The 18,896-nt window shown below is 61.4% G+C and carries 19 protein-coding genes; 12 read left to right on the forward strand and 7 right to left on the reverse strand.

Going from position 1 to position 18,896, the window contains the following annotated elements:
- Positions 1-7: 7 nt before the first annotated feature.
- The 3 genes from PspCFBP13509_RS12295 to speB are packed head-to-tail and all read right to left on the reverse strand — an operon-like array spanning position 8 to position 2,916.
- Positions 8-1,522, reverse strand: coding sequence for a purine-cytosine permease family protein (locus PspCFBP13509_RS12295; protein WP_065946849.1), 1,515 nt, complete (start codon positions 1,520-1,522; stop codon positions 8-10).
- Between the two features lie 21 nt (positions 1,523-1,543).
- Complete coding sequence (locus PspCFBP13509_RS12300; protein WP_137212107.1) at positions 1,544-1,966, reverse strand: YybH family protein; 423 nt, start codon at positions 1,964-1,966, stop codon at positions 1,544-1,546.
- Complete coding sequence (speB, locus tag PspCFBP13509_RS12305; RefSeq protein ID WP_027603787.1) at positions 1,966-2,916, reverse strand: agmatinase; 951 nt, start codon at positions 2,914-2,916, stop codon at positions 1,966-1,968. Before speB ends, PspCFBP13509_RS12300 begins: the two co-directional genes overlap by 1 nt.
- Positions 2,917-3,065: 149 nt before the next feature.
- Between speB and PspCFBP13509_RS12310 the strand changes: the two genes are divergently transcribed.
- The 7 genes from PspCFBP13509_RS12310 (at position 3,066) to PspCFBP13509_RS12345 (ending at position 10,962) form a co-directional block, all read left to right on the forward strand.
- Complete coding sequence (locus tag PspCFBP13509_RS12310) at positions 3,066-3,959, forward strand: LysR family transcriptional regulator (protein WP_065924693.1); 894 nt, start codon at positions 3,066-3,068, stop codon at positions 3,957-3,959.
- Positions 3,960-3,965: 6 nt separating this feature from the next.
- Positions 3,966-4,571, forward strand: coding sequence for a tRNA-uridine aminocarboxypropyltransferase (locus PspCFBP13509_RS12315; RefSeq protein WP_137212108.1), 606 nt, complete (start codon positions 3,966-3,968; stop codon positions 4,569-4,571).
- Positions 4,572-4,936: 365 nt separating this feature from the next.
- Entirely contained in the window at positions 4,937-5,839 is a 903-nt protein-coding gene (gene cysM / locus PspCFBP13509_RS12325) for a cysteine synthase CysM (protein ID WP_015885254.1), read from the forward strand.
- On the forward strand, positions 5,839-7,191 hold the full coding sequence (gene rlmD, locus PspCFBP13509_RS12330) for a 23S rRNA (uracil(1939)-C(5))-methyltransferase RlmD (protein ID WP_137212109.1): 1,353 nt from the start codon (positions 5,839-5,841) through the stop codon (positions 7,189-7,191). The genes cysM and rlmD overlap by 1 nt, the downstream gene beginning before the upstream one ends.
- A 123-nt stretch (positions 7,192-7,314) precedes the next feature.
- Positions 7,315-9,558: a GTP diphosphokinase gene (gene relA, locus PspCFBP13509_RS12335; RefSeq protein WP_027603791.1), complete on the forward strand. Its 2,244-nt coding sequence runs from the start codon at positions 7,315-7,317 to the stop codon at positions 9,556-9,558.
- Entirely contained in the window at positions 9,558-10,391 is an 834-nt protein-coding gene (gene mazG / locus PspCFBP13509_RS12340; protein ID WP_137212143.1) for a nucleoside triphosphate pyrophosphohydrolase, read from the forward strand. The genes relA and mazG overlap by 1 nt, the downstream gene beginning before the upstream one ends.
- Before the next feature lie 25 nt (positions 10,392-10,416).
- Entirely contained in the window at positions 10,417-10,962 is a 546-nt protein-coding gene (locus PspCFBP13509_RS12345) for a DUF2058 domain-containing protein (protein WP_010208656.1), read from the forward strand.
- Between the two features lie 151 nt (positions 10,963-11,113).
- Here PspCFBP13509_RS12345 and PspCFBP13509_RS12350 read toward each other — a convergent pair whose 3' ends face one another.
- The 4 genes from PspCFBP13509_RS12350 to purM all read right to left on the reverse strand — a co-directional run bounded on the left by PspCFBP13509_RS12350 (position 11,114) and on the right by purM (position 13,939).
- On the reverse strand, positions 11,114-11,302 hold the full coding sequence (locus tag PspCFBP13509_RS12350; protein ID WP_065924914.1) for a hypothetical protein: 189 nt from the start codon (positions 11,300-11,302) through the stop codon (positions 11,114-11,116).
- A 206-nt stretch (positions 11,303-11,508) separates the two neighbouring features.
- Positions 11,509-12,222 carry a DUF3108 domain-containing protein gene (locus tag PspCFBP13509_RS12355; protein WP_027603794.1) on the reverse strand — a complete coding sequence of 238 codons (714 nt, stop codon included), beginning with the start codon at positions 12,220-12,222 and terminating at the stop codon, positions 11,509-11,511.
- An 8-nt stretch (positions 12,223-12,230) separates the two neighbouring features.
- A complete protein-coding gene (purN, locus tag PspCFBP13509_RS12360; RefSeq protein ID WP_065924915.1) occupies positions 12,231-12,881 on the reverse strand; it encodes a phosphoribosylglycinamide formyltransferase in 651 nt (216 codons plus the stop codon).
- Entirely contained in the window at positions 12,881-13,939 is a 1,059-nt protein-coding gene (gene purM / locus PspCFBP13509_RS12365) for a phosphoribosylformylglycinamidine cyclo-ligase (RefSeq protein WP_014719398.1), read from the reverse strand. The genes purN and purM overlap by 1 nt, the downstream gene beginning before the upstream one ends.
- Before the next feature lie 357 nt (positions 13,940-14,296).
- Between purM and PspCFBP13509_RS12370 the strand changes: the two genes are divergently transcribed.
- From PspCFBP13509_RS12370 to PspCFBP13509_RS12390, 5 genes are all read left to right on the forward strand, one after another.
- Positions 14,297-15,337 (forward strand): DUF2066 domain-containing protein, encoded by a 1,041-nt coding sequence (locus PspCFBP13509_RS12370; protein WP_137212110.1) that lies wholly within the window; start codon positions 14,297-14,299, stop codon positions 15,335-15,337.
- Between the two features lie 42 nt (positions 15,338-15,379).
- On the forward strand, positions 15,380-16,453 hold the full coding sequence (locus tag PspCFBP13509_RS12375) for an AI-2E family transporter (protein ID WP_065940599.1): 1,074 nt from the start codon (positions 15,380-15,382) through the stop codon (positions 16,451-16,453).
- Positions 16,454-16,656: 203 nt separating this feature from the next.
- The gene (hda, locus tag PspCFBP13509_RS12380) at positions 16,657-17,361 is read left to right on the forward strand and encodes a DnaA regulatory inactivator Hda (protein WP_137212111.1); all 705 of its coding nucleotides are present in this window, start codon (positions 16,657-16,659) and stop codon (positions 17,359-17,361) included.
- A gap of 209 nt (positions 17,362-17,570) precedes the next feature.
- A complete protein-coding gene (locus PspCFBP13509_RS12385; protein WP_027603799.1) occupies positions 17,571-18,200 on the forward strand; it encodes a C40 family peptidase in 630 nt (209 codons plus the stop codon).
- Between the two features lie 144 nt (positions 18,201-18,344).
- Complete coding sequence (locus PspCFBP13509_RS12390) at positions 18,345-18,881, forward strand: C40 family peptidase (protein ID WP_027603800.1); 537 nt, start codon at positions 18,345-18,347, stop codon at positions 18,879-18,881.
- Positions 18,882-18,896: the final 15 nt, after the last annotated feature.

Genomic DNA, 18,896 nt, shown 5'->3' on the forward strand with positions numbered 1-18,896 from the left:
TATTGTTTTAGGTAACAGGCGAACTTGTTGTGGGAGCGGAGCCTGCTCCCGCAGGGCTGCGAAGCGGACCCTTGGGGCCATACACCGAAGCCGGCTCCGGAAACACACGCAACAACGTCAGGTACACCACCGACGCCAACCCCAGCGTCACCGGCAGGCTGATATCGATGCCATCGGCCAGGTTGCCCAGCGGCCCGACAAACTGCCCCGGCAAGTTGACGAAGCACAGGCCCACCAGCGCACTCGGAATCCAGGCCCCCAGCCCGCGCCAGTTCCAGCCATGGCTGAACCAGTAGCGGCCGCCGGTTTCACCCCGGGTAAACACCTGCAGGTCATCGGGGCAGTAGAAGCCGCGACGCACGATCAGGCCGATGATCATCATCACCATCCATGGCGTGGTGCAGGTGATGATCAGCACGGCGAAGGTCGACACGCTCTGCACCAGGTTGGCGGCGAAACGTCCGATAAAGATGAAGGCAATCGACATCACCCCGATCAGCAGCGTGGCCTTGACCCGCGACAGCAGGCGCGGGAACACGCTGGACATGTCCAGCCCGGTGCCATACAGCGAGGTGGTGCCGGTGGACATGCCGCCAATCACCGCGATCAGGCACACCGGCAGGAAGAACCAGGTCGGTGCCACCGCCAGCAGACCGCCGACGTAGTTGTTGGCCGCGATGTAGTCCGGCGCCTTGATCGCCACGATGGTGGCGGTGGTCAGGCCGAACAGGAACGGGATCAAGGTGGCGATCTGTGCCAGGACTACCGCCAGCATGATGCGCATTTTCGGCGTCTCACGCGGGATATAGCGTGACCAGTCACCCAGGAACGCCCCGAAGGAAATCGGGTTGCTCATGGCCACCAGCGCCGCGCCGATAAAGGCCGCCCAGAAGCCGGTCTGGCCCAGGGCTACGGTGCCGGCGAAGTGGCTGTCGAAGGTCGGCGCGAACGCGAAGATGCCCAACAGAAACAGCAGGCTTGCCGCCCAGACCGCAATGCGGTTGACCCACAGCATGAAGCGAAAGCCGTAGATGCACACCGTCAGGACAAGCATGGCGAATACGCCGTAGGCCAGGCCCAGGGTCAGGTCGGTTTCCGGCAGGCCGATCAGCCGTTTCGCACCGCCGACCAGCGCATCGCCTGAACTCCACACCGACAGTGAGAAGAAGGCAATCGCCGTCAGCAATGACAGAAACGAGCCGACAATCCGCCCGTGCACGCCGAAGTGCGCACCGGAAGACACTGCGTTGTTGGTGCCATTGATCGGCCCGAACAGGCCCATCGGCGCCAGGATCAACGCACCCACCAGCACACCCAGCACAATCGCCCAGACGCCGGCCTGGAACGACAGGCCGAACAACACCGGAAAGGAACCGAGCACGGCGGTGGCAAAGGTATTGGCGCCGCCAAAGATCAGGCGGAACAGATCCTTGGGGGTGGCGGTACGTTCGTTGTCCGGGATCTGTTCGACCCCGTTGGTTTCTATTGTGCGAATACTTTTATCGTTGTTTTTATTATTCATGATCAGCTCCGATCACATTGGCTAAGGGGACGGCAGCCCTTCCGGCATAGCGGACAAATGTTCGTGACAGGCCAGCCACGGGCCTTCTTGTTGTTCTGTGCGAGATCCTTGGCGTTTGAAGACAATGGTCTCGCGTTCCTGGCTAAAGAATTGCTCCCCGTTCATGCGCAGCTCGGTGGCCACGTCATGGATAAATATCGCCACGTCACCCTGCAGGCTGACCACGGCGTTACTTGAGGTGCAGGACAGCACCTCAAATCCTTCATCCCGGCGCCAGCTGTCCCACAACGCCTGGTAGGCATCGCGACTGAGCAGCGGTTGGGGGAGGGTGTAGAACACAAAGCTGGCATCGGCCGTGAACGCGCCGAAGTAGGCGGCGCGGTCGTTGCGCGCAAAGGCCGACACCAGGTCGGCGGCGGCTTTCAATACCTGCGGCACGCTCATCAGCGGTGCGCCACGCCAGGCAGTACGCAGAGCATCTCGTACAGCAGGTTGGCGCCCAGCAGCGAGGTGTTGCCGGTGGTGTCGTAGGGCGGCGAAACTTCTACCAGATCGCAACCAACCAGGTCGAGGCCCTGGCAGCCACGGATGATTTCGATCGCCTGGATGGTGGTCAGCCCGCCGATTTCCGGGGTGCCGGTGCCGGGCGCCCAGGCCGGGTCGATGCCGTCGATGTCGAAGCTCAGGTACACCGGGCCGCCGCCGACTTTTTCCCGCACCTCGGCCATCAGTGGCGCGAGGGAGTGGTGCCAGCATTCTTCGGCCTGCACTACGCGAAAGCCCTGTTTGCGGCTCCAGTTGAAGTCTTCGGCGGTATAACCCTGGGCGCGCAGGCCGATCTGCACCACGCGGTCGCAATCGAGCAGGCCTTCTTCCACGGCGCGGCGGAAGGTGGTGCCGTGGGCGATTTTCTCGCCGAACATATGGTCGTTGACGTCGGCGTGGGCATCGATGTGCACCAGCCCGACCTTGCCGTGTTTCTTGTGGATCGCCCGCAGGATCGGCAGGGTGATGGTGTGGTCGCCGCCCAACGTCATCGGGATCACGTTGTGCTCGAGAATCTCATCGTAGGCCTCTTCGATGATGCGCACGGCGTCCAGCAGATTGAAGGTGTTGATCGCCACGTCGCCAATATCCGCCACTGACAGCGAGTCGAACGGCGCGGCACCGGTGGCCATGTTGTAAGGGCGGATCATCACCGACTCGGCGCGGATTTCACGCGGCCCGAAGCGGGTACCGGCGCGCAGCGAGGTGCCGATGTCCAGGGGCACGCCGATAAAGGCCGCATCCAGGCCCTTGGCCGATTGCAGGTGGGGAAGACGCATCATGGTGGCGATGCCGGCGAAGCGCGGCATTTCGTTGCCGCCCAGTGGTTGGTGGAAAATCTTGTCCACGGGATTGCCTCATCGTTGTTGTGTTTATCAGGGGCCGATTCTGCGAAAAGCGCAGGAAGGGAAGAATCGGCAGGGGCAAATACTTAGTTCAGGTTTTTCTAAACTAATGCGGGCAGGTAGACTGCCCACATCTACACCCGGAGCCGACCATGGCCAGCGCCTTGCCCGACCTGAAACTCCTGCGCATCTTCGTCAGCGTCGTGCGCCACCAGGGGTTCGCCAATGCCCAGCACGAACTCAACCTGTCCACCTCGGCCATCAGCACCTACATGAGCCAGTTGGAAAGTGCGTTGGGCCTGGTGCTGTGCCATCGCGGGCGGGGTGGGTTCAGCCTGACCAGCAAGGGCGAGCTGTTTCACCAGGAAACCTTGCGCCTGCTCGGCGAACTGGAAGGCTTCGAGCAATACGCCGCCGCGCTCAAGGGCGAGCTGCGCGGGACGCTCAAGCTCGGCGTGCTCGACTCTACAGTGAGCGACAAGGCCTTGCCGTTCGCCGAGGTTATCGGCGCCTACAGCCTGGAGCACCCGGCGGTGCACCTGAATCTATCGGTGATGAGCCCCTACGAACTGCAACTCGGCGTGCAGGACAACCGCCTGGACCTGGCCATCGGTGCCTTCTCCAACCGCATGAGCGGGCTGATCTACATGCCGCTGTACCGCGAGCAGCACTGGTTGTATTGCAGCACCCGCCATCCGTTGTTCAGCGAACGACGCATCCCCGAGCAGGTGATCACCCAGCAGCGCATGGTCGGGCGCGGCTACTGGAGCCAGGCCGAACTGGCGCGCCACGGCTTCAAACACAGCGCCGCCACGGTGGAAAGTATGGAAGCGCAGCTGATCCTGGTGCTCTCGGGTGCCTACATCGGCTACCTGCCCGAGCACTACGCCCAGGCCTGGGCCGACAAGGGCGACCTGCGCGTATTGCTGCCGGCGACCTTCGGCTACCAGGCGCCGTTCTCGATGATCATGCGCCGGGGTCGCAGCCGCGAACCGCTGATCCAGACCTTCCGCGATCTACTCAAAGCCCAGCTCAACCAGGCCTGAACAACCATGTCCCGACCCCACTGTTCCCGCTGCCTCAGGCCCGCCGCCCATTGCCTGTGCGCGCTGATTCCCAGCCTCGACAGCCGCACACGTGTGCTTGTTTTGCAGCACCCGAGTGAGGTCAACCATGCGCTCAATACCGCGCGGCTGGCGGCGTTGGGATTGAACAATGCGCAGTTGGTGGTGGGCGAGGTCTTTGATGACTTGCCGACCCTGTTGAACCCGCCCGGCTATCAGGCGCGGCTGTTGTTTCCGGCTGACGATGCACAGCCGCTGCAAGCCTATGCTCCCGGCGATCAGCCGTTATTGTTAGTGGTGCCCGACGGCACCTGGCGCAAGGCGCGCAAACTGCTGCACCTCAATCCTTTGCTGGCGGCGCTGCCTCGGGTGACGCTGGTCGAGGGCGCCGTGTCCCGCTATCGACTGCGCAAGGCGCCGGGGCCAGGGGCGTTGTCGACGGTGGAGGCGATTGTGCAGGCGTTGCAGGTGCTGGAGGCGCCGGTGTCGTTCGAGCCGTTGCTCAAGCCGTTTGATGCATTGATCGAAGGGCAGATTGCGGCGATGGGGGAGGAGGTCTTTCGGAGAAATCATGGCGATGGGCATTTGCGCTAGGCGGGATATCGAGGCGCGGCCATCGGGGCAAGCCCCCTCCCACATTCGACCGAGTTCCAGCATGAGAATGCGGTCCAGTGTGGGAGGGGCTTGCCCCCGATGGCCATAGGTATCTACACAACTCTTAAAGGCTGACACATAACTCTGTGGTGAGCGGGGCAAGCCCGCTCACCACAGAAGCCTAATTGCCATAGATTCCGTATTCACTGGAAGTTGTGTAGATACCCATGCCCCGATGGCGCCCGCCCAGCCAGCACCTCCCTCGCTTATTCCTTTAAGCCATAAGCACCACACTTTGCGTGATATGGCCAGCCGACCTTTCCCGGTATGATGTTCGCCCCCGCAGTCTGGATTGCGAATACGCCATGACCTTGCAGTACCCTACAATCGCCGATTGCGTCGGCAACACGCCCCTGGTCCGCTTGCAACGCATGGCGGGTGAAACCAGCAATACCCTGTTGCTCAAGCTCGAAGGCAACAACCCGGCCGGCTCGGTAAAAGACCGCCCGGCGCTGTCGATGATCACCCGCGCGGAACTGCGCGGGCAGATCAAGCCCGGCGACACCCTGATCGAAGCCACCTCGGGTAATACCGGGATCGCCCTGGCCATGGCCGCCGCGATCAAGGGCTACAAGATGGTGCTGATCATGCCCGACAACGGCAGCGCCGAGCGCAAGGCGGCGATGACCGCCTATGGCGCCGAGTTGGTGCTGGTCACCCAGGAAGAAGGCATGGAAGGCGCCCGCGACCTCGCCGAGCGCATGGCCGCCGAAGGCCGTGGCCAGGTGCTGGACCAGTTCGCCAATGGGGACAACCCCGAAGCGCACTACACCACCACCGGTCCGGAAATCTGGCGCCAGACCCAGGGCACCATCACCCATTTCGTCAGTTCCATGGGCACCACCGGCACCATCATGGGCAACTCGCGCTACCTCAAGGAGCAGAACCCGGCGATCCAGATCGTCGGCCTGCAACCAATGGAAGGCGCGGCGATCCCAGGCATTCGTCGCTGGCCCGAAGAGTATTTGCCGAAGATCTACAACGCGACGCGCGTGGACCGCATCATCGACATGGCCCAGCGTGAAGCCGAAGACACCACCCGCCGCCTGGCGCGTGAAGAAGGCATCTTCTGCGGCGTGTCGTCCGGCGGCGCCGTGGCGGGTATGTTGCGCTTGTCCAAGGAAGTGGAAAACGCGGTGATCGTTGCGATCATCTGTGACCGAGGCGACCGTTACCTGTCGACCGGCATTTTCGACGAACCCAACTGATGGCCAAGCACGAGAGAGGCCTGCGCTTCCAACCGACGGGCGGCAGCCGGGCCCCACAGATTCCCGTGGGCAAGAAGCAACGCCTGACCATCGAGCGCCTGGCCAACGACGGCCGCGGCATCGTGTTCTTTGAAGGCCGCACCTGGTTTGTCAACGGTGCGCTGGCCGGCGAAGAGGTTGAAGCGCGAGTGTTGGGCACCCACGGCAAGGTGGTCGAGGCCCGCACCGAGCGTGTGTTCACGGCCAGTGAACTGCGCCGTCCGGCACCGTGCGCGCACTTCGGTCGCTGTGGCGGTTGCAGCGTGCAGCACTTGCCCCATGCCGAACAACTTGCCCTGAAACAGCGCATGCTCGCCGAGCAACTGTCCCGCGTGGCCGGTGTCGAACCGCAGGAGTGGGCCGCTCCATTGAGTGGGCCGGAATTCGCTTACCGGCGCCGCGCCCGGGTGGCGGTGCGTTGGGATGCCAAGGCGAAGAAGCTCGAGGTGGGTTTCCGCGCCGTGGCCAGCCAGGACATCGTCGCCATCGATGATTGCCCGGTGCTGGTACAGGCCTTGCAACCGATCATGCAGCGCCTGCCGAACATGCTGCGCCGCCTGAGCAAACCTCAGGCCCTGGGGCATGTGGAGTTGTTCAGTGGTTCGTCCGTCGCCGTGTTGCTGCGGCATATGGCGCCGTTGTCGGGGGCGGACCTGCTGATCCTGAAAGAATTCTGCAGCTTCCATGACGCCCAGCTGTGGCTGCATGGTGAAGGTCAGCCGGAACCGATTGAGCCCGATCAGTCACTAGGGTTTCGATTGGACCCATGGGACTTGGAGTTGGCGTACCGACCGGGGGATTTTGTCCAGGTCAACGCCGCGGTCAACGAGGCGATGGTTGCCCAGGCCCTGGACTGGCTGGCGCCGCAACCTGATGAGCGGGTGCTGGACCTGTTCTGCGGCCTGGGCAACTTTGCCCTGCCGCTGGCGAAACAGGTGTGCGAAGTGGTGGCGGTGGAAGGTGTGCAGACCATGGTGGACCGGGCTGCACGGAACGCCATCAGCAACAATTTGCATAATGCGCAGTTTTTTCAGGCCGATTTGTCCCAGCCTTTGAATGACGTGGAATGGGCCAAACAGGGCTTTTCTGCGGTACTCTTGGACCCACCCCGCGATGGTGCCCTGGAGGTTGTGCGCAAGCTCGCCACCCTGGGGGCCAGGCGCCTGGTGTATGTGTCCTGCAACCCGGCGACGCTGGCGCGGGACACGGTTGAGCTGGTCAAGCAAGGCTACCGGCTAAAACGTGCCGGGATCCTCGACATGTTTCCGCAGACAGCGCATGTCGAGGCCATGGCGTTATTTGAAGCGGGCTAGGATGCCCGTTTAATCCGACTGGCCTGCGTTCTCCAAGGCCTATGATCTGCCGCGGAGCTCGCAGTAAAAAGGTCGGCGATGATTTTGGCGCATCCAAGGTGCGTCATAGGGAAGGTAAGCAAGATGGTACAGGTGAGAGCACACCAGCCGATCAACACCGACGGCAGTATCAATCTCGAGGCATGGCTGGATCATGCCATCAGTGTCGACCCGGCACTGGACCGTGAAGCCTTGAAAGCAGCCTGCGAGTTCGCTCGTGAGTCTGAGCAACAAGACAATGCAGCGAAGAACCTGTGGGCCGAAGGCACTTCCAGCTTTCGCACCGGGTTGGAAATCGCCGAGATCCTTGCCGATCTCAAGCTGGACCAGGACTCGCTGATCGCCGCCGTGCTCTATCGCGGCGTGCGCGAAGGGCACATCCAGTTGCCGACCGTCAGCCAGCGTTTTGGCGCGGTGGTGGCCAAGCTGATCGACGGCGTGCTGCGCATGGCCGCCATCAGCGCCAGCCTCAGCCCGCGCCAGTCCATGGTGCTGGGCACCCAGGGTCAGGTGGAAAACCTGCGCAAGATGCTGGTGGCGATGGTCGACGACGTGCGTGTCGCCCTGATCAAGCTGGCCGAACGCACCTGCGCAATCCGTGCGGTGAAGACCGCGGACGACGAAAAGCGCAACCGCGTTGCCCGCGAAGTCTTCGACATCTACGCGCCCCTGGCCCACCGCCTGGGTATCGGCCATATCAAGTGGGAGCTGGAGGACTTGTCCTTCCGCTACCTCGAACCTGATCAATACAAACAGATCGCCACGCTGCTGCACGAGCGGCGGCTCGACCGTGAGCGCTTTATCAGCGACGTGATGGGCCAGTTGCGCGCCGAGCTGCAGGCCACCGGGGTCGATGCCGACATCAGCGGCCGCGCCAAACACATCTACTCGATCTGGCGCAAAATGCAGCGCAAGGGCCTGGCCTTCAGCCAGATCTACGATGTGCGTGCGGTGCGCGTGCTGGTGCCGGAAATGCGCGACTGCTACACCGCGCTGGGTATCGTCCATACGCTGTGGCGGCACATTCCCAAGGAGTTCGACGACTACATCGCCAACCCCAAGGAAAATGGTTATCGCTCGCTGCATACCGCGGTGATCGGCCCCGAGGGCAAGGTGCTGGAAGTGCAGATCCGCACCCACGCCATGCACGAAGAGGCAGAACTGGGCGTGTGCGCGCACTGGCGCTACAAGGGCACCGACGTCAAGGCCGGGTCCAACCAGTACGAGGAGAAAATCTCCTGGCTGCGCCAAGTGCTGGAATGGCACGAAGAACTCGGCGACATCGGCGGCCTGGCCGAACAGTTGCGCGTGGATATCGAGCCGGACCGGGTCTACATCTTCACCCCCGACGGCCATGCCATCGACTTGCCCAAGGGCGCCACGCCGCTGGACTTCGCCTACCGCGTGCACACCGAGATCGGCCATAACTGCCGAGGTGCCAAGATCAACGGGCGCATCGTACCGCTCAACTACAGCCTGCAAACCGGCGAGCAGGTCGAGATCATCACCAGCAAGCACGGCACGCCGAGCCGCGACTGGCTGAACCCGAACCTGGGCTACATCACCACATCGCGGGCGCGGGCGAAGATCGTCCATTGGTTCAAGCTGCAGGCGCGCGACCAGAACGTCGCCGCCGGCAAGACCCTGCTCGAACGCGAGCTGGGCCGCCTGGGCCTGCCCCAGGTGGACTTCGACAAGCTGGCCGAAAAGGCCAACATGAAGATCGCCGAAGACATGTTCGCCGCCCTCGGTGCCGGCGACCTGCGCCTGGCGCAACTGGTCAACCTGGCCCAGCAACTGGTCGAGCCGGAGCGCGGCAACGAACAACTGGAGCTGATCCCACGCAAGGCCACCGGCTACAAGCCCGGCAAGCGCGGCGATATCCAGATCCAGGGCGTCGGCAACCTGCTGACGCAAATCGCCGGCTGCTGCCAGCCGTTGCCGGGGGATGCCATCGTCGGCTACATCACCCAAGGCCGTGGCGTAAGCATTCACCGCCAGGACTGCGCCTCGGTGCTGCAACTGGGCGGGCGCGAGCCGGAGCGGATTATCCAGGTCAGCTGGGGTCCGGTGCCGGTGCTCACCTACCCGGTGGACATCATCATCCGTGCCTACGACCGTTCCGGCCTGCTGCGCGACGTCTCGCAAGTGCTGCTCAATGAGCGCATCAACGTGCTGGCGGTCAACACCCGCTCGAATAAAGAGGACAACACCGCGTTGATGTCCCTGACCATCGAGATTCCGGGGTTGGACGCGCTGGGGCGGCTGCTGGGGCGGATTTCCCAGTTGCCGAACATCATCGAGACACGGCGTAACCGCACACCATGATGTATTCACTTGAAGACCTGCTGCACCTGATGAACCGCCTGCGGGACCCGCAATACGGGTGCCCGTGGGACATCAAGCAAACCTACGCGACCATTGTCCCGCACACCCTGGAAGAGGCCTACGAAGTGGCCGACGCCATCGAACGCGGCGACTTTGATCATCTGCAGGGTGAGTTGGGCGACCTGTTGTTCCAAGTGGTGTATTACAGCCAGCTGGCGCGGGAAGAGGGGCGTTTCGAATTTGCCGGGGTGATCGACAGCATCACCCGCAAACTGATTCGCCGCCATCCCCATGTGTTCCCGACCGGCGATCTGTATGCGCCGATGGATATTCCTCAACTGAGTGAAGAACAGGTCAAGGAACGTTGGGAGCAGATCAAGGCCGAGGAGCGTGCGGAAAAATCCGACGCGCCGGAGCAGCTGTCCCTGCTGGACGATGTGCCCAGCGCCTTGCCGTCCCTGTCCCGGGCCGCCAAATTGCAGAAGCGCGCCAGCCAGGTCGGCTTCGACTGGCCATCGGCGTTGCCGGTGGTGGATAACGTGCGCGAAGAGCTGGACGAAGTGCTCGAAGCCATGGCCGACAACGACCCGGAGGCCATCGCCGATGAAGTCGGTGACCTGCTGTTCGCGGCGGTCAACCTGGCCCGTCACCTCAAGGTCGACCCGGAAACCGCGCTGCGTGGCGCCAATGCCAAGTTCGAGCGACGCTTCCGATTTATCGAACAGGCATTGCGCGACACCCACCAACCCATAGAAGATTGCACCCTCGAAGAGTTGGACGCCCTGTGGGGCGAAGCCAAACGTCAGGAAAAGAACGTGTCCAGCTGCGGTTGAGCAGTTGCCTAAGTGAGTAAGCACCATGAGCCTTTCCCTTCGCGACCAGTTGCTCAAAGCAGGTCTGGTCAACCAAAAGCAGGCCAAGCAGGTCGGCAAAGAGAAACAGAAGCAGCAGCGCCTGGTCCACAAGGGCCAGATCGAGGCCGATGACACCCAGGCGCGCCTGGCCGCCGAAGCGCAGGCCGAGAAGGTCAAGCGTGACCAGGAGCTGAACCGCCAGCAACAGGAAAAAGCCGAGGCCAAGGCCCGTACGGCCCAGGTCAAGCAACTGATCGAGACCTCGCGCCTGCCTAAGCTCACGACCGAGGACTACTACAACTTCGTGGATGACAAGAAGGTCAAGCGCCTGTCGGTCAACACGTTGATGCGCAACAAGCTGAGCAACGGCTCCCTGGCCATCGTGCATCACGGTGGCGGCTACGAGGTGATCCCCCGTGAAGCCGCGCTGAAGATCCAGGAGCGCGCCCCGGAACGTATCGTGCAGCTCAATATCCTCACCGAAAGCCAGGTGCCGGATGAGGATGATCCGTACGCGGCCTACCAGATCCCGGATGATTTGATGTGGTAAGGCTGTAGCTACGAATTGTGGTGAGCAGGCTTGCCCTGCGTTGGGCTGCGAAGCAGCCCCAGAACACACAAACCCCGCTCAAAAGGCGGGGTTTGTGTTTTATAGGCCCCCCAGCTGCGTGGGGCTGGGGGGCCTACAGGATTTTGAAGTTTCAGGAGCTTTGCGCCTGGCGTTTCATCTCAAGGGCTTCGAGCTCGTTTTTATAATTATGAGCGTCGCTCTCGTTATGAAACATGCCGACCAGCAGGTCTTGTTGGTGGACATCCCAGATGTGAATCCCATGGCCCAGCGCTTCGTGGGACATATGTTCGTCGTCGCGTTCAGTTACTTTTACAGTCATCTGCTTGCTCCAATTTCTGGTGGGTATGCGGCAAGTCGTCGCAGGTCTTTTTATACGGTTTGTTAGCTTGCTAAGTAAACCGCTTTAGAGGTTTATGACAGAAGTTTCATGTTGGGCTCCCGATGACGGCAGACACTTGAACCCAAAACCCCCAGACGAAAAAAAGCCCCGCATTCAGCGAGGCTCTTCTCAGCTCATCAATCCAATCAGCTGCCCTTGATGGCTTTGCCGTCAACGGTACCGTCTTGCAACATGATGTTGTATTCCTTGCCGTCGGTTTCCACCTGACGCAGGGCTACCAGGATGCCACCCAGGTCCTTGGCGAACCACATCTGGGTGATGCGCTTGCTTTGAGTCGGGTCGCGTACGCGCTCGACCTTGATCGCGTCAATGCTGCCGACCTTGGTCTGGACCTTTTCCGGGCCGATCACACGGAAGTCGTAGGTGTCGACGTCGGTGCCTTCAACCACGTTGTAGCTCATGCTTTTCTTGCCGGCTGCCACGTCGCGCTGCAAGGCCAACTGGTAGGTCGACTTGTCGAGCATGCCGCTTTGCAGGGGCACATTGACCGGGTCTTTGTTTTCAAAACCCGTGACTTTCTTGGTCGACGGGTCGAAGTCCAGGTTGATCTTCTTGGTCTTGCCCAGGCCGCCGCGTTCGAAGGCGTAGCTCTTCGGTTGCAGGGTGTCCTTGTCGAACAGGATCACACTGGTTTCGGTCAGGCTGGCGATCATCATGGAAGCCTTGAAGTTCAAGGTCCAGGTGCCGTCACCGTTCTTGGTCAGGCTGCGTTCTGCCGAACCACTCATGGGCAACTGTTTCCAGTCGGCGGTGTAGCTGGCGGAGAACGGGTGTAGATCTGCCGCTTGCACGGCAGGCAAGGCGAACAGCGCAAAAGCGAAGAGCAAGGCGCGACGCATAAAATCTCCTAGGTTCGAATCAAGTGGCCGCTGGCCGCAAGTAACTGACCGTCCAATAATGCACCCTGGTCACCAAGAATCAACCGCCCCTCGGCAAACCAGCGCACAGCCAGCGGGTAAATCCTGTGTTCCTGGGTATGAACCCGTTGCGCAAGGGTCTGCGCCGAGTCGTCAGACTCTACCGGAACCACTGCCTGTACGACCAGAGGCCCGCCATCGAGTTCCTCGGTGACGAAGTGCACGCTGCAGCCATGCTCGCTGTCACCGGCATCCAGGGCGCGTTGGTGCGTGTGCATGCCTTTGTACTTGGGCAGCAGGGAAGGGTGGATATTCAGCAGGCGCCCTTCGTAGTGCCGCACGAAGCCAGGGCTGAGAATGCGCATGAAACCGGCCAGTACCACGAGTTGGGGGTTGAAGGCGTCGATCAGTTCGACCAAGGCGCTGTCGAAGGCCTCGCGGCCTTCGAAAGCCTTGTGATCCAGCGAGCGGGTTTCGATACCCGCGTCCCTGGCGCGTTGCAGGCCGTAGGCGTCGCTGCGGTTGGAGATCACCGCAGCGATGCGCACCGGGCTGTCGCCGGTGCGCGTGCTGTCGATCAGGGCCTGCAAGTTACTGCCGGTGCCGGAAAGCAGCACCACGACATCACAGGTCCGAGGCATCAGTGAGCCTTGAGGTTCTTCAGTTCAACCTGAGCCGCGCCTTCGGCAGCGGTGGCGATCTGGCCGATGACCCAAGGCTGCTCGCCGGCTTCACGCAATACGTTCAGCGCGGTTTCAACGTGTTCCTGCGCCACGCAGATCACCATGCCCACGCCGCAGTTCAGCACGCGGTGCATTTCGGTTTCATTGACGTTGCCTTTTTCCTGCAGCCAGTCGAATACCGCAGGACGCTGCCAGCTGGCCACGTCGACGATCGCCTGGGCGCCTTTTGGCAGTACGCGCGGGATGTTGTCCAGCAGGCCGCCGCCGGTGATGTGGGCCATGGCCTTGACCGCGCCGGTGTCCTTGATCAGCTTGAGCAGTGGCTTGACGTAGATGCGGGTCGGGGCCATCAGCAGGTCGGTCAGCGGCTTGCCGTCGAGCTGGATGTTCTCGATGTCGGCACCGGACACTTCGATGATCTTGCGGATCAGCGAGTAGCCGTTGGAGTGCGGGCCGGAGGATGGCAGGGCGAGCAGGGCGTCGCCGGCAGCCACTTTGGAGCCGTCGATGATCTCGGCTTTTTCCACCACGCCGACGCAGAAGCCGGCCAGGTCGTAGTCTTCGCCTTCGTACATGCCTGGCATTTCAGCGGTTTCGCCGCCGACCAGGGAGCAACCCGACAGTTCGCAGCCGGCGCCGATGCCGGTCACCACCTGGGTGGCGGTCTCGACGTTCAGCTTGCCGGTGGCATAGTAGTCGAGGAAGAACAACGGCTCGGCACCGCATACCACCAGGTCGTTGACGCACATGGCCACCAGGTCGATGCCGATGCTGTCGTGCTTGTTCAGGTTCAGTGCCAGGCGCAGCTTGGTGCCCACACCGTCGGTACCGGAAACCAATACAGGCTGCTTGTAGCCGGCCGGGATCTCGCAGAGGGCGCCAAAACCGCCCAGGCCGCCCATGACTTCGGGGCGCGCAGTGCGCTTGGCAACGCTCTTGATGCGTTCGACCAATGCTTCACCGGCGTCGATGTCTACACCGGCGTCCTTGTAGCTCAGGGAGGGTTGCTTGCTCATGATCCAGGCCTTTAGGGGGGATTCAGGGGTAACGACCGAGCGGGCGGGCACTTTTGGTAAAAGGCCCAGCCGTTGACGGTCTGCGAAGGCGCGCGATTTTATCAGGCTTGAGGGGCAGCGGCCATCCTCGGGCCGACGGGCAGGGCAGATAGATTTAAAAAAGCAGGTTAAAAAAATGCTGATCGGGTCTGTTCAGGCACGTATTAAGGTATAGCCTTTAAACCGCTGTCGTTAATGACATGGCGAAAACTTACCAGGACCCCGTGAATGTTTTAGTTGTCGCTGTGGTCACAGCCTGGCTATACCGATTTCACGCGGTCTGTTCCAGCCGCTAAATTTGTCGTTCGGGAATCTTCCATGCGTCTGTGTAATGTCTTTTTTGTAGGCTGCTTGTCGTTGATCAGCCTGGCGAGTCATGCCGAAACCCTCAATGGCCTGTACCAGGTACTCGAACCCGTCAGCAGCCAATCGCCGCAAGAGCGCGACCAGGCGACCCAGCGCGCGGTGGAGACCCTGGTGATCCGCCTCACCGGCGACGCCAAGGCTGCGCAAGGCCCGGGCCTGGCGGCGATTCGCAAGGATCCGCAGCAAATCATCACTCAATACGGTTACGACGCCGGCCCGCCCGAGAGCCTGCAAGTGGACTTCGACCCGGTCAGCACTGATCGCGCCTTGCGTGACGCCGGCCTGTCGATCTGGGGCAGCAATCGGCCATCAATCCTCGGCTGGTGGCTGAACGACTCCACCGAAGGCAGCAGCCTGGTCGGCGATGGCCAGGCCGCTGCCCAGGCGCTGCGCCGTGCGGCACAGCACCGCGGCTTGCCATTGCGCCTGCCCCTGGGGGACCTGGATGAACAGGTGGTCGCCACCGCGCCGAATCTTGAAAACGCCGATGCCACGCCGTTGCGCGCCGCGTCCGAGCGCTACGGTGCCGACGCCTTGCTGGCCGTGCATGCACGCCAGGAAGGCAATCAATGGCAGGCCAAATGGCGCCTGTGGCTGGGTGACAAGAGCGAGCAGGGCGCCGCGCAAGGCACCGACACGGGCGCGCTGGCCGATGCAGTCATGCTGGCGGTCAGCCAAAAACTGGCGCCGCGCTTTGCGGTCAAGCCCGGTGTGAGTACCGAGCAACTGCTGGAAGTGCAGGGCATGAACCTGGAGCGGTACGCGGCCCTGGGGCATCTGCTTGAGCCGTTTGGCGGTCAGCCGCAATGGGTGGATGGCAATCGTATTGTGTATCGGGTCAACGGCAGCGCCGATCAGTTGCGTACCCAGTTGAGCCTGGCCAAGTTGCAGGAAGTGCCTGCCGGTGAGGCCCCGGCGCAGCAGCCTGCGGTCGATGGCACACAACCGGCAGCGGCACCTGCGCCCCAGGCGCAACTGCATTTTCGTTGGTAAAAGTTCTTCCTATATAGATAGAAGCAAATAATGGAGTGGTTTATGGCGGATACGCGTCGTTGGGTGTGGCTTGGCGGGATCGTCCTGCTGTGCGTTTTTGTGTTCCTGCTGCATTCGATCCTGACGCCGTTCCTGGTTGCGTTGCTGCTCGCCTATCTGTTCGATCCTGTGGTGGATCGCCTGGAAAAAGCCGGTCTGTCGCGGACCTTGGGCGTGGTTGCGGTGTTTGCGTTGTTCACATTGATCATCACCGCGCTGGTGCTGGTGCTGGTGCCGATGCTGGCCAAGCAACTGTTTCGTCTCTATGAGCTGGCGCCGCAGATGCTCGACTGGCTGCAGCACACGGCGATGCCGTGGGCCCAGGCCAAGTTGGGCCTGTCGGATGGCTTCTGGAAGTTCGACAAGGTCAAGGCGGCGATCAGCGAGCACATGGGCCAGACCACCGATATTGTGGGGGTGATCCTCAGCCAGGCGACCGCCTCCAGCCTGGCGCTGATCGGCTGGTTGACCAACCTGGTGCTGATCCCGGTGGTGGCGTTCTACCTGCTGCGCGATTGGGACATCATGATGGCCAAGATCCGCAGCCTGCTGCCCCGCAACCGTGAAGAGCGCATCGTGGCCCTGGCCGGCGAGTGCCATGAGGTGCTTGGCGCCTTTGTGCGTGGGCAGTTGCTGGTGATGCTGGCACTGGGGATCATCTACGCGGCGGGCTTGATGGCCATCGGCCTGGAGCTGGGCCTGTTGATCGGCCTGATCGCCGGCCTCGCCGCTATCGTGCCGTATATGGGCTTTGTGATCGGTATCGGTGCGGCGTTGGTGGCTGGCCTGTTCCAGTTTGGCGGCGACCTGTACCCGATGCTGGGGATTGTCGCGGTGTTCATGGTCGGCCAGGCCTTGGAAGGCATGGTGCTCACGCCGTTGCTGGTGGGGGACCGGATTGGCCTGCACCCGGTGGCAGTGATCTTTGCGATCCTGGCGGGCGGCGAACTGTTTGGTTTTACCGGCATTCTGCTGGCACTGCCGGTGGCGGCGGTGATCATGGTGCTGGTGCGTCATGTGCACGATCTGTACAAGGATTCCGACGCCTATACGGGGGTCGAAGACCCCGACCTGTAACCGCTGCGTCATAAACCCGGCTTCGGCCGGGTTTGTTGTTTATGGGGCTATGGCGTCAAACAATCCGCTTAAAACCGGCAAGTTAACGCAAACCTTTGATTTTGCTTGTGGTCTGCTGCATTGTGCGCCCGGCGTCACGGGTATAAACTTTGCAAACTTTACACAGAGGCCACTAACGGTTCGATGGGAGCCGTTCAGTCAGCATGAAACCGATTCAGCTGCCCTTAGGTGTGCGTCTGCGTGATGACGCTACCTTTATCAATTACTACCCAGGCGCCAATGCCGCTGCACTCGGCTATGTCGAGCGGCTCTGCGAAGCCGACGCCGGGTGGACCGAAAGCCTGATCTATCTGTGGGGTAAACACGGCGTAGGGCGTACCCACCTGTTGCAGGCCGCTTGCCTGCGTTTCGAGCAGATGGGCGAGCCGGCGGTTTACCTGCCCCTGGCCGAGTTGATGGATCGCGGCATCGGGATCTTCGACAACCTTGAGCAATACGAACTGGTGTGCCTGGACGATCTGCAGGCAGTGGCCGGCAAGGCGGATTGGGAAGAGGCGCTGTTCCATCTGTTCAACCGCCTGCGTGACAGCGGCCGGCGCTTGTTGATTGCGGCCTCCACCTCGCCACGGGAGTTGCCGGTGAAGCTGGCCGACCTCAAGTCGCGCCTGACCCTGGCGCTGATCTTCCAGATGCGCCCACTCTCCGACGAAGACAAACTGCGTGCCCTGCAATTGCGTGCATCCCGTCGCGGCCTGCACCTCACTGATGAAGTCGGGCGCTTTATCCTCACCCGTGGCACCCGCAGCATGAGCGCGTTGTTCGATTTGCTCGAGCAGCTCGATCAGGCCTCCTTGCAGGCTCAACGAAAATTGACGATCCCTTTTCTCAAGGAAACGTTGGGCTGGTAACTGGTTGAATCTACGGGGTTCGGCAATTTACAGGCGCCAGAAATCCTGCGTTTAAGCCACGTTGGCTACGCATGTGAACCGATAAATGGAATTACGGCTTAGATGTCATAGTCCAATCGCGAAGTCACATAGATCACGATTGAATTTGCAAATCGATGTGATAGAAGGCATAGTCTCGACTTCTTTACATACCAGCCACGGTCGTGCCCATGCTAAATCGCTTCGCACCCCTCGTGCCCCTCGCACTCGTTACCCTGTTGTTTGGTTGCGCCTCCCACCCTCAACAGGTGGTTGAGCAGCAAAAACCTCAACAACAGTCCCAGGCAAAATTCGTTGCTGCACAGTCTGCTTCTGTCTATGAAGAAGAGGTGGCAACCGAAAAGGAACTGGCCGATTTTTCCGGCAACAAGCCTTACCAGCTTCCAGTCCTGGCCGACAGCATCCTCGAACGCGGCATGTCCCTGATCGGTACCCGTTACCGTTTCGGCGGTACCTCTGAAGCCGGTTTCGACTGCAGCGGTTTCATCGGCTACCTGTTTCGTGAAGAAGCTGGCATGAACCTGCCACGCTCCACTCGCGAAATGATCAACGTGAAAGCACCGTTGGTCGCGCGCAACAACCTCAAGCCCGGTGATCTGCTTTTCTTCAGTACTGCAGGTCGTGGTCGCGTCAGCCACGCCGGTATCTACCTGGGTGATAACCAGTTTATCCACTCCAGCAGCCGTCGCAGTGGCGGTGTTCGAGTCGACAGCCTGGGTGACAGCTACTGGAGCAAAACCTTCATCGAAGCCAAGCGCGCACTCGCCATGGCCCCGACTACGGTTACCGCCAGTAAGTAAGCTTAAAGTGATACTTGAAGTTTGACGTGTAAGCGTTAGAATCCCTGGACATTGTTGTAATCCGTTCGCGCGAGCTTTGCTTGCGCGTTCTGGTTTTCAGCGTTCGGCAGCGATAGCCGCATCCAGACCAGGATTGTTCTGCACATGTCGACCTCAGCCCGCCTGCTCCTTATTCTCTGCGCCGCGCTTATCAGCGCCTGCGCCAGCCGGCCGCCACCCGCTCCCGTTGCGGTCAAGCCCAAGCCGGTATTCAACTATTCCACCCAGAATTTCTCGCCTGCGGCCGAAGACGTGCTCTTTCGTGCACTGGGCCTGGTCGGCACGCCTTACCGTTGGGGCGGCAACACGCCGGACTCGGGTTTCGATTGCAGTGGCCTGATCGGCTTCGTCTTCCGCGACGCCGCCGGCATCTCCCTGCCGCGCACCACTCGCGAACTGATCGTGATGCGCGCCCAGGATGTCAGCGAGCAGAACCTGCAGACCGGCGACCTGCTGTTCTTCGCCACCGGTGGCGGCTCCCAGGTCAGCCACGCCGGGATTTACGTGGGCGAAGGTCGCTTTGTGCATGCGCCGCAGACCGGCGGTACGGTCAAGCTGGACACCTTGTCCAAGGCGTATTGGCAGAATGCCTATCTGAGCGCCAAGCGTGTGTTGCCAGCAAACCTGGCACGTAATCCCTGAAATCAGCGATAAGCT

The sequence above is a fragment of the Pseudomonas sp. CFBP13509 genome, assembly GCF_005233485.1.
GTDB lineage: Bacteria > Pseudomonadota > Gammaproteobacteria > Pseudomonadales > Pseudomonadaceae > Aquipseudomonas > Aquipseudomonas marginalis.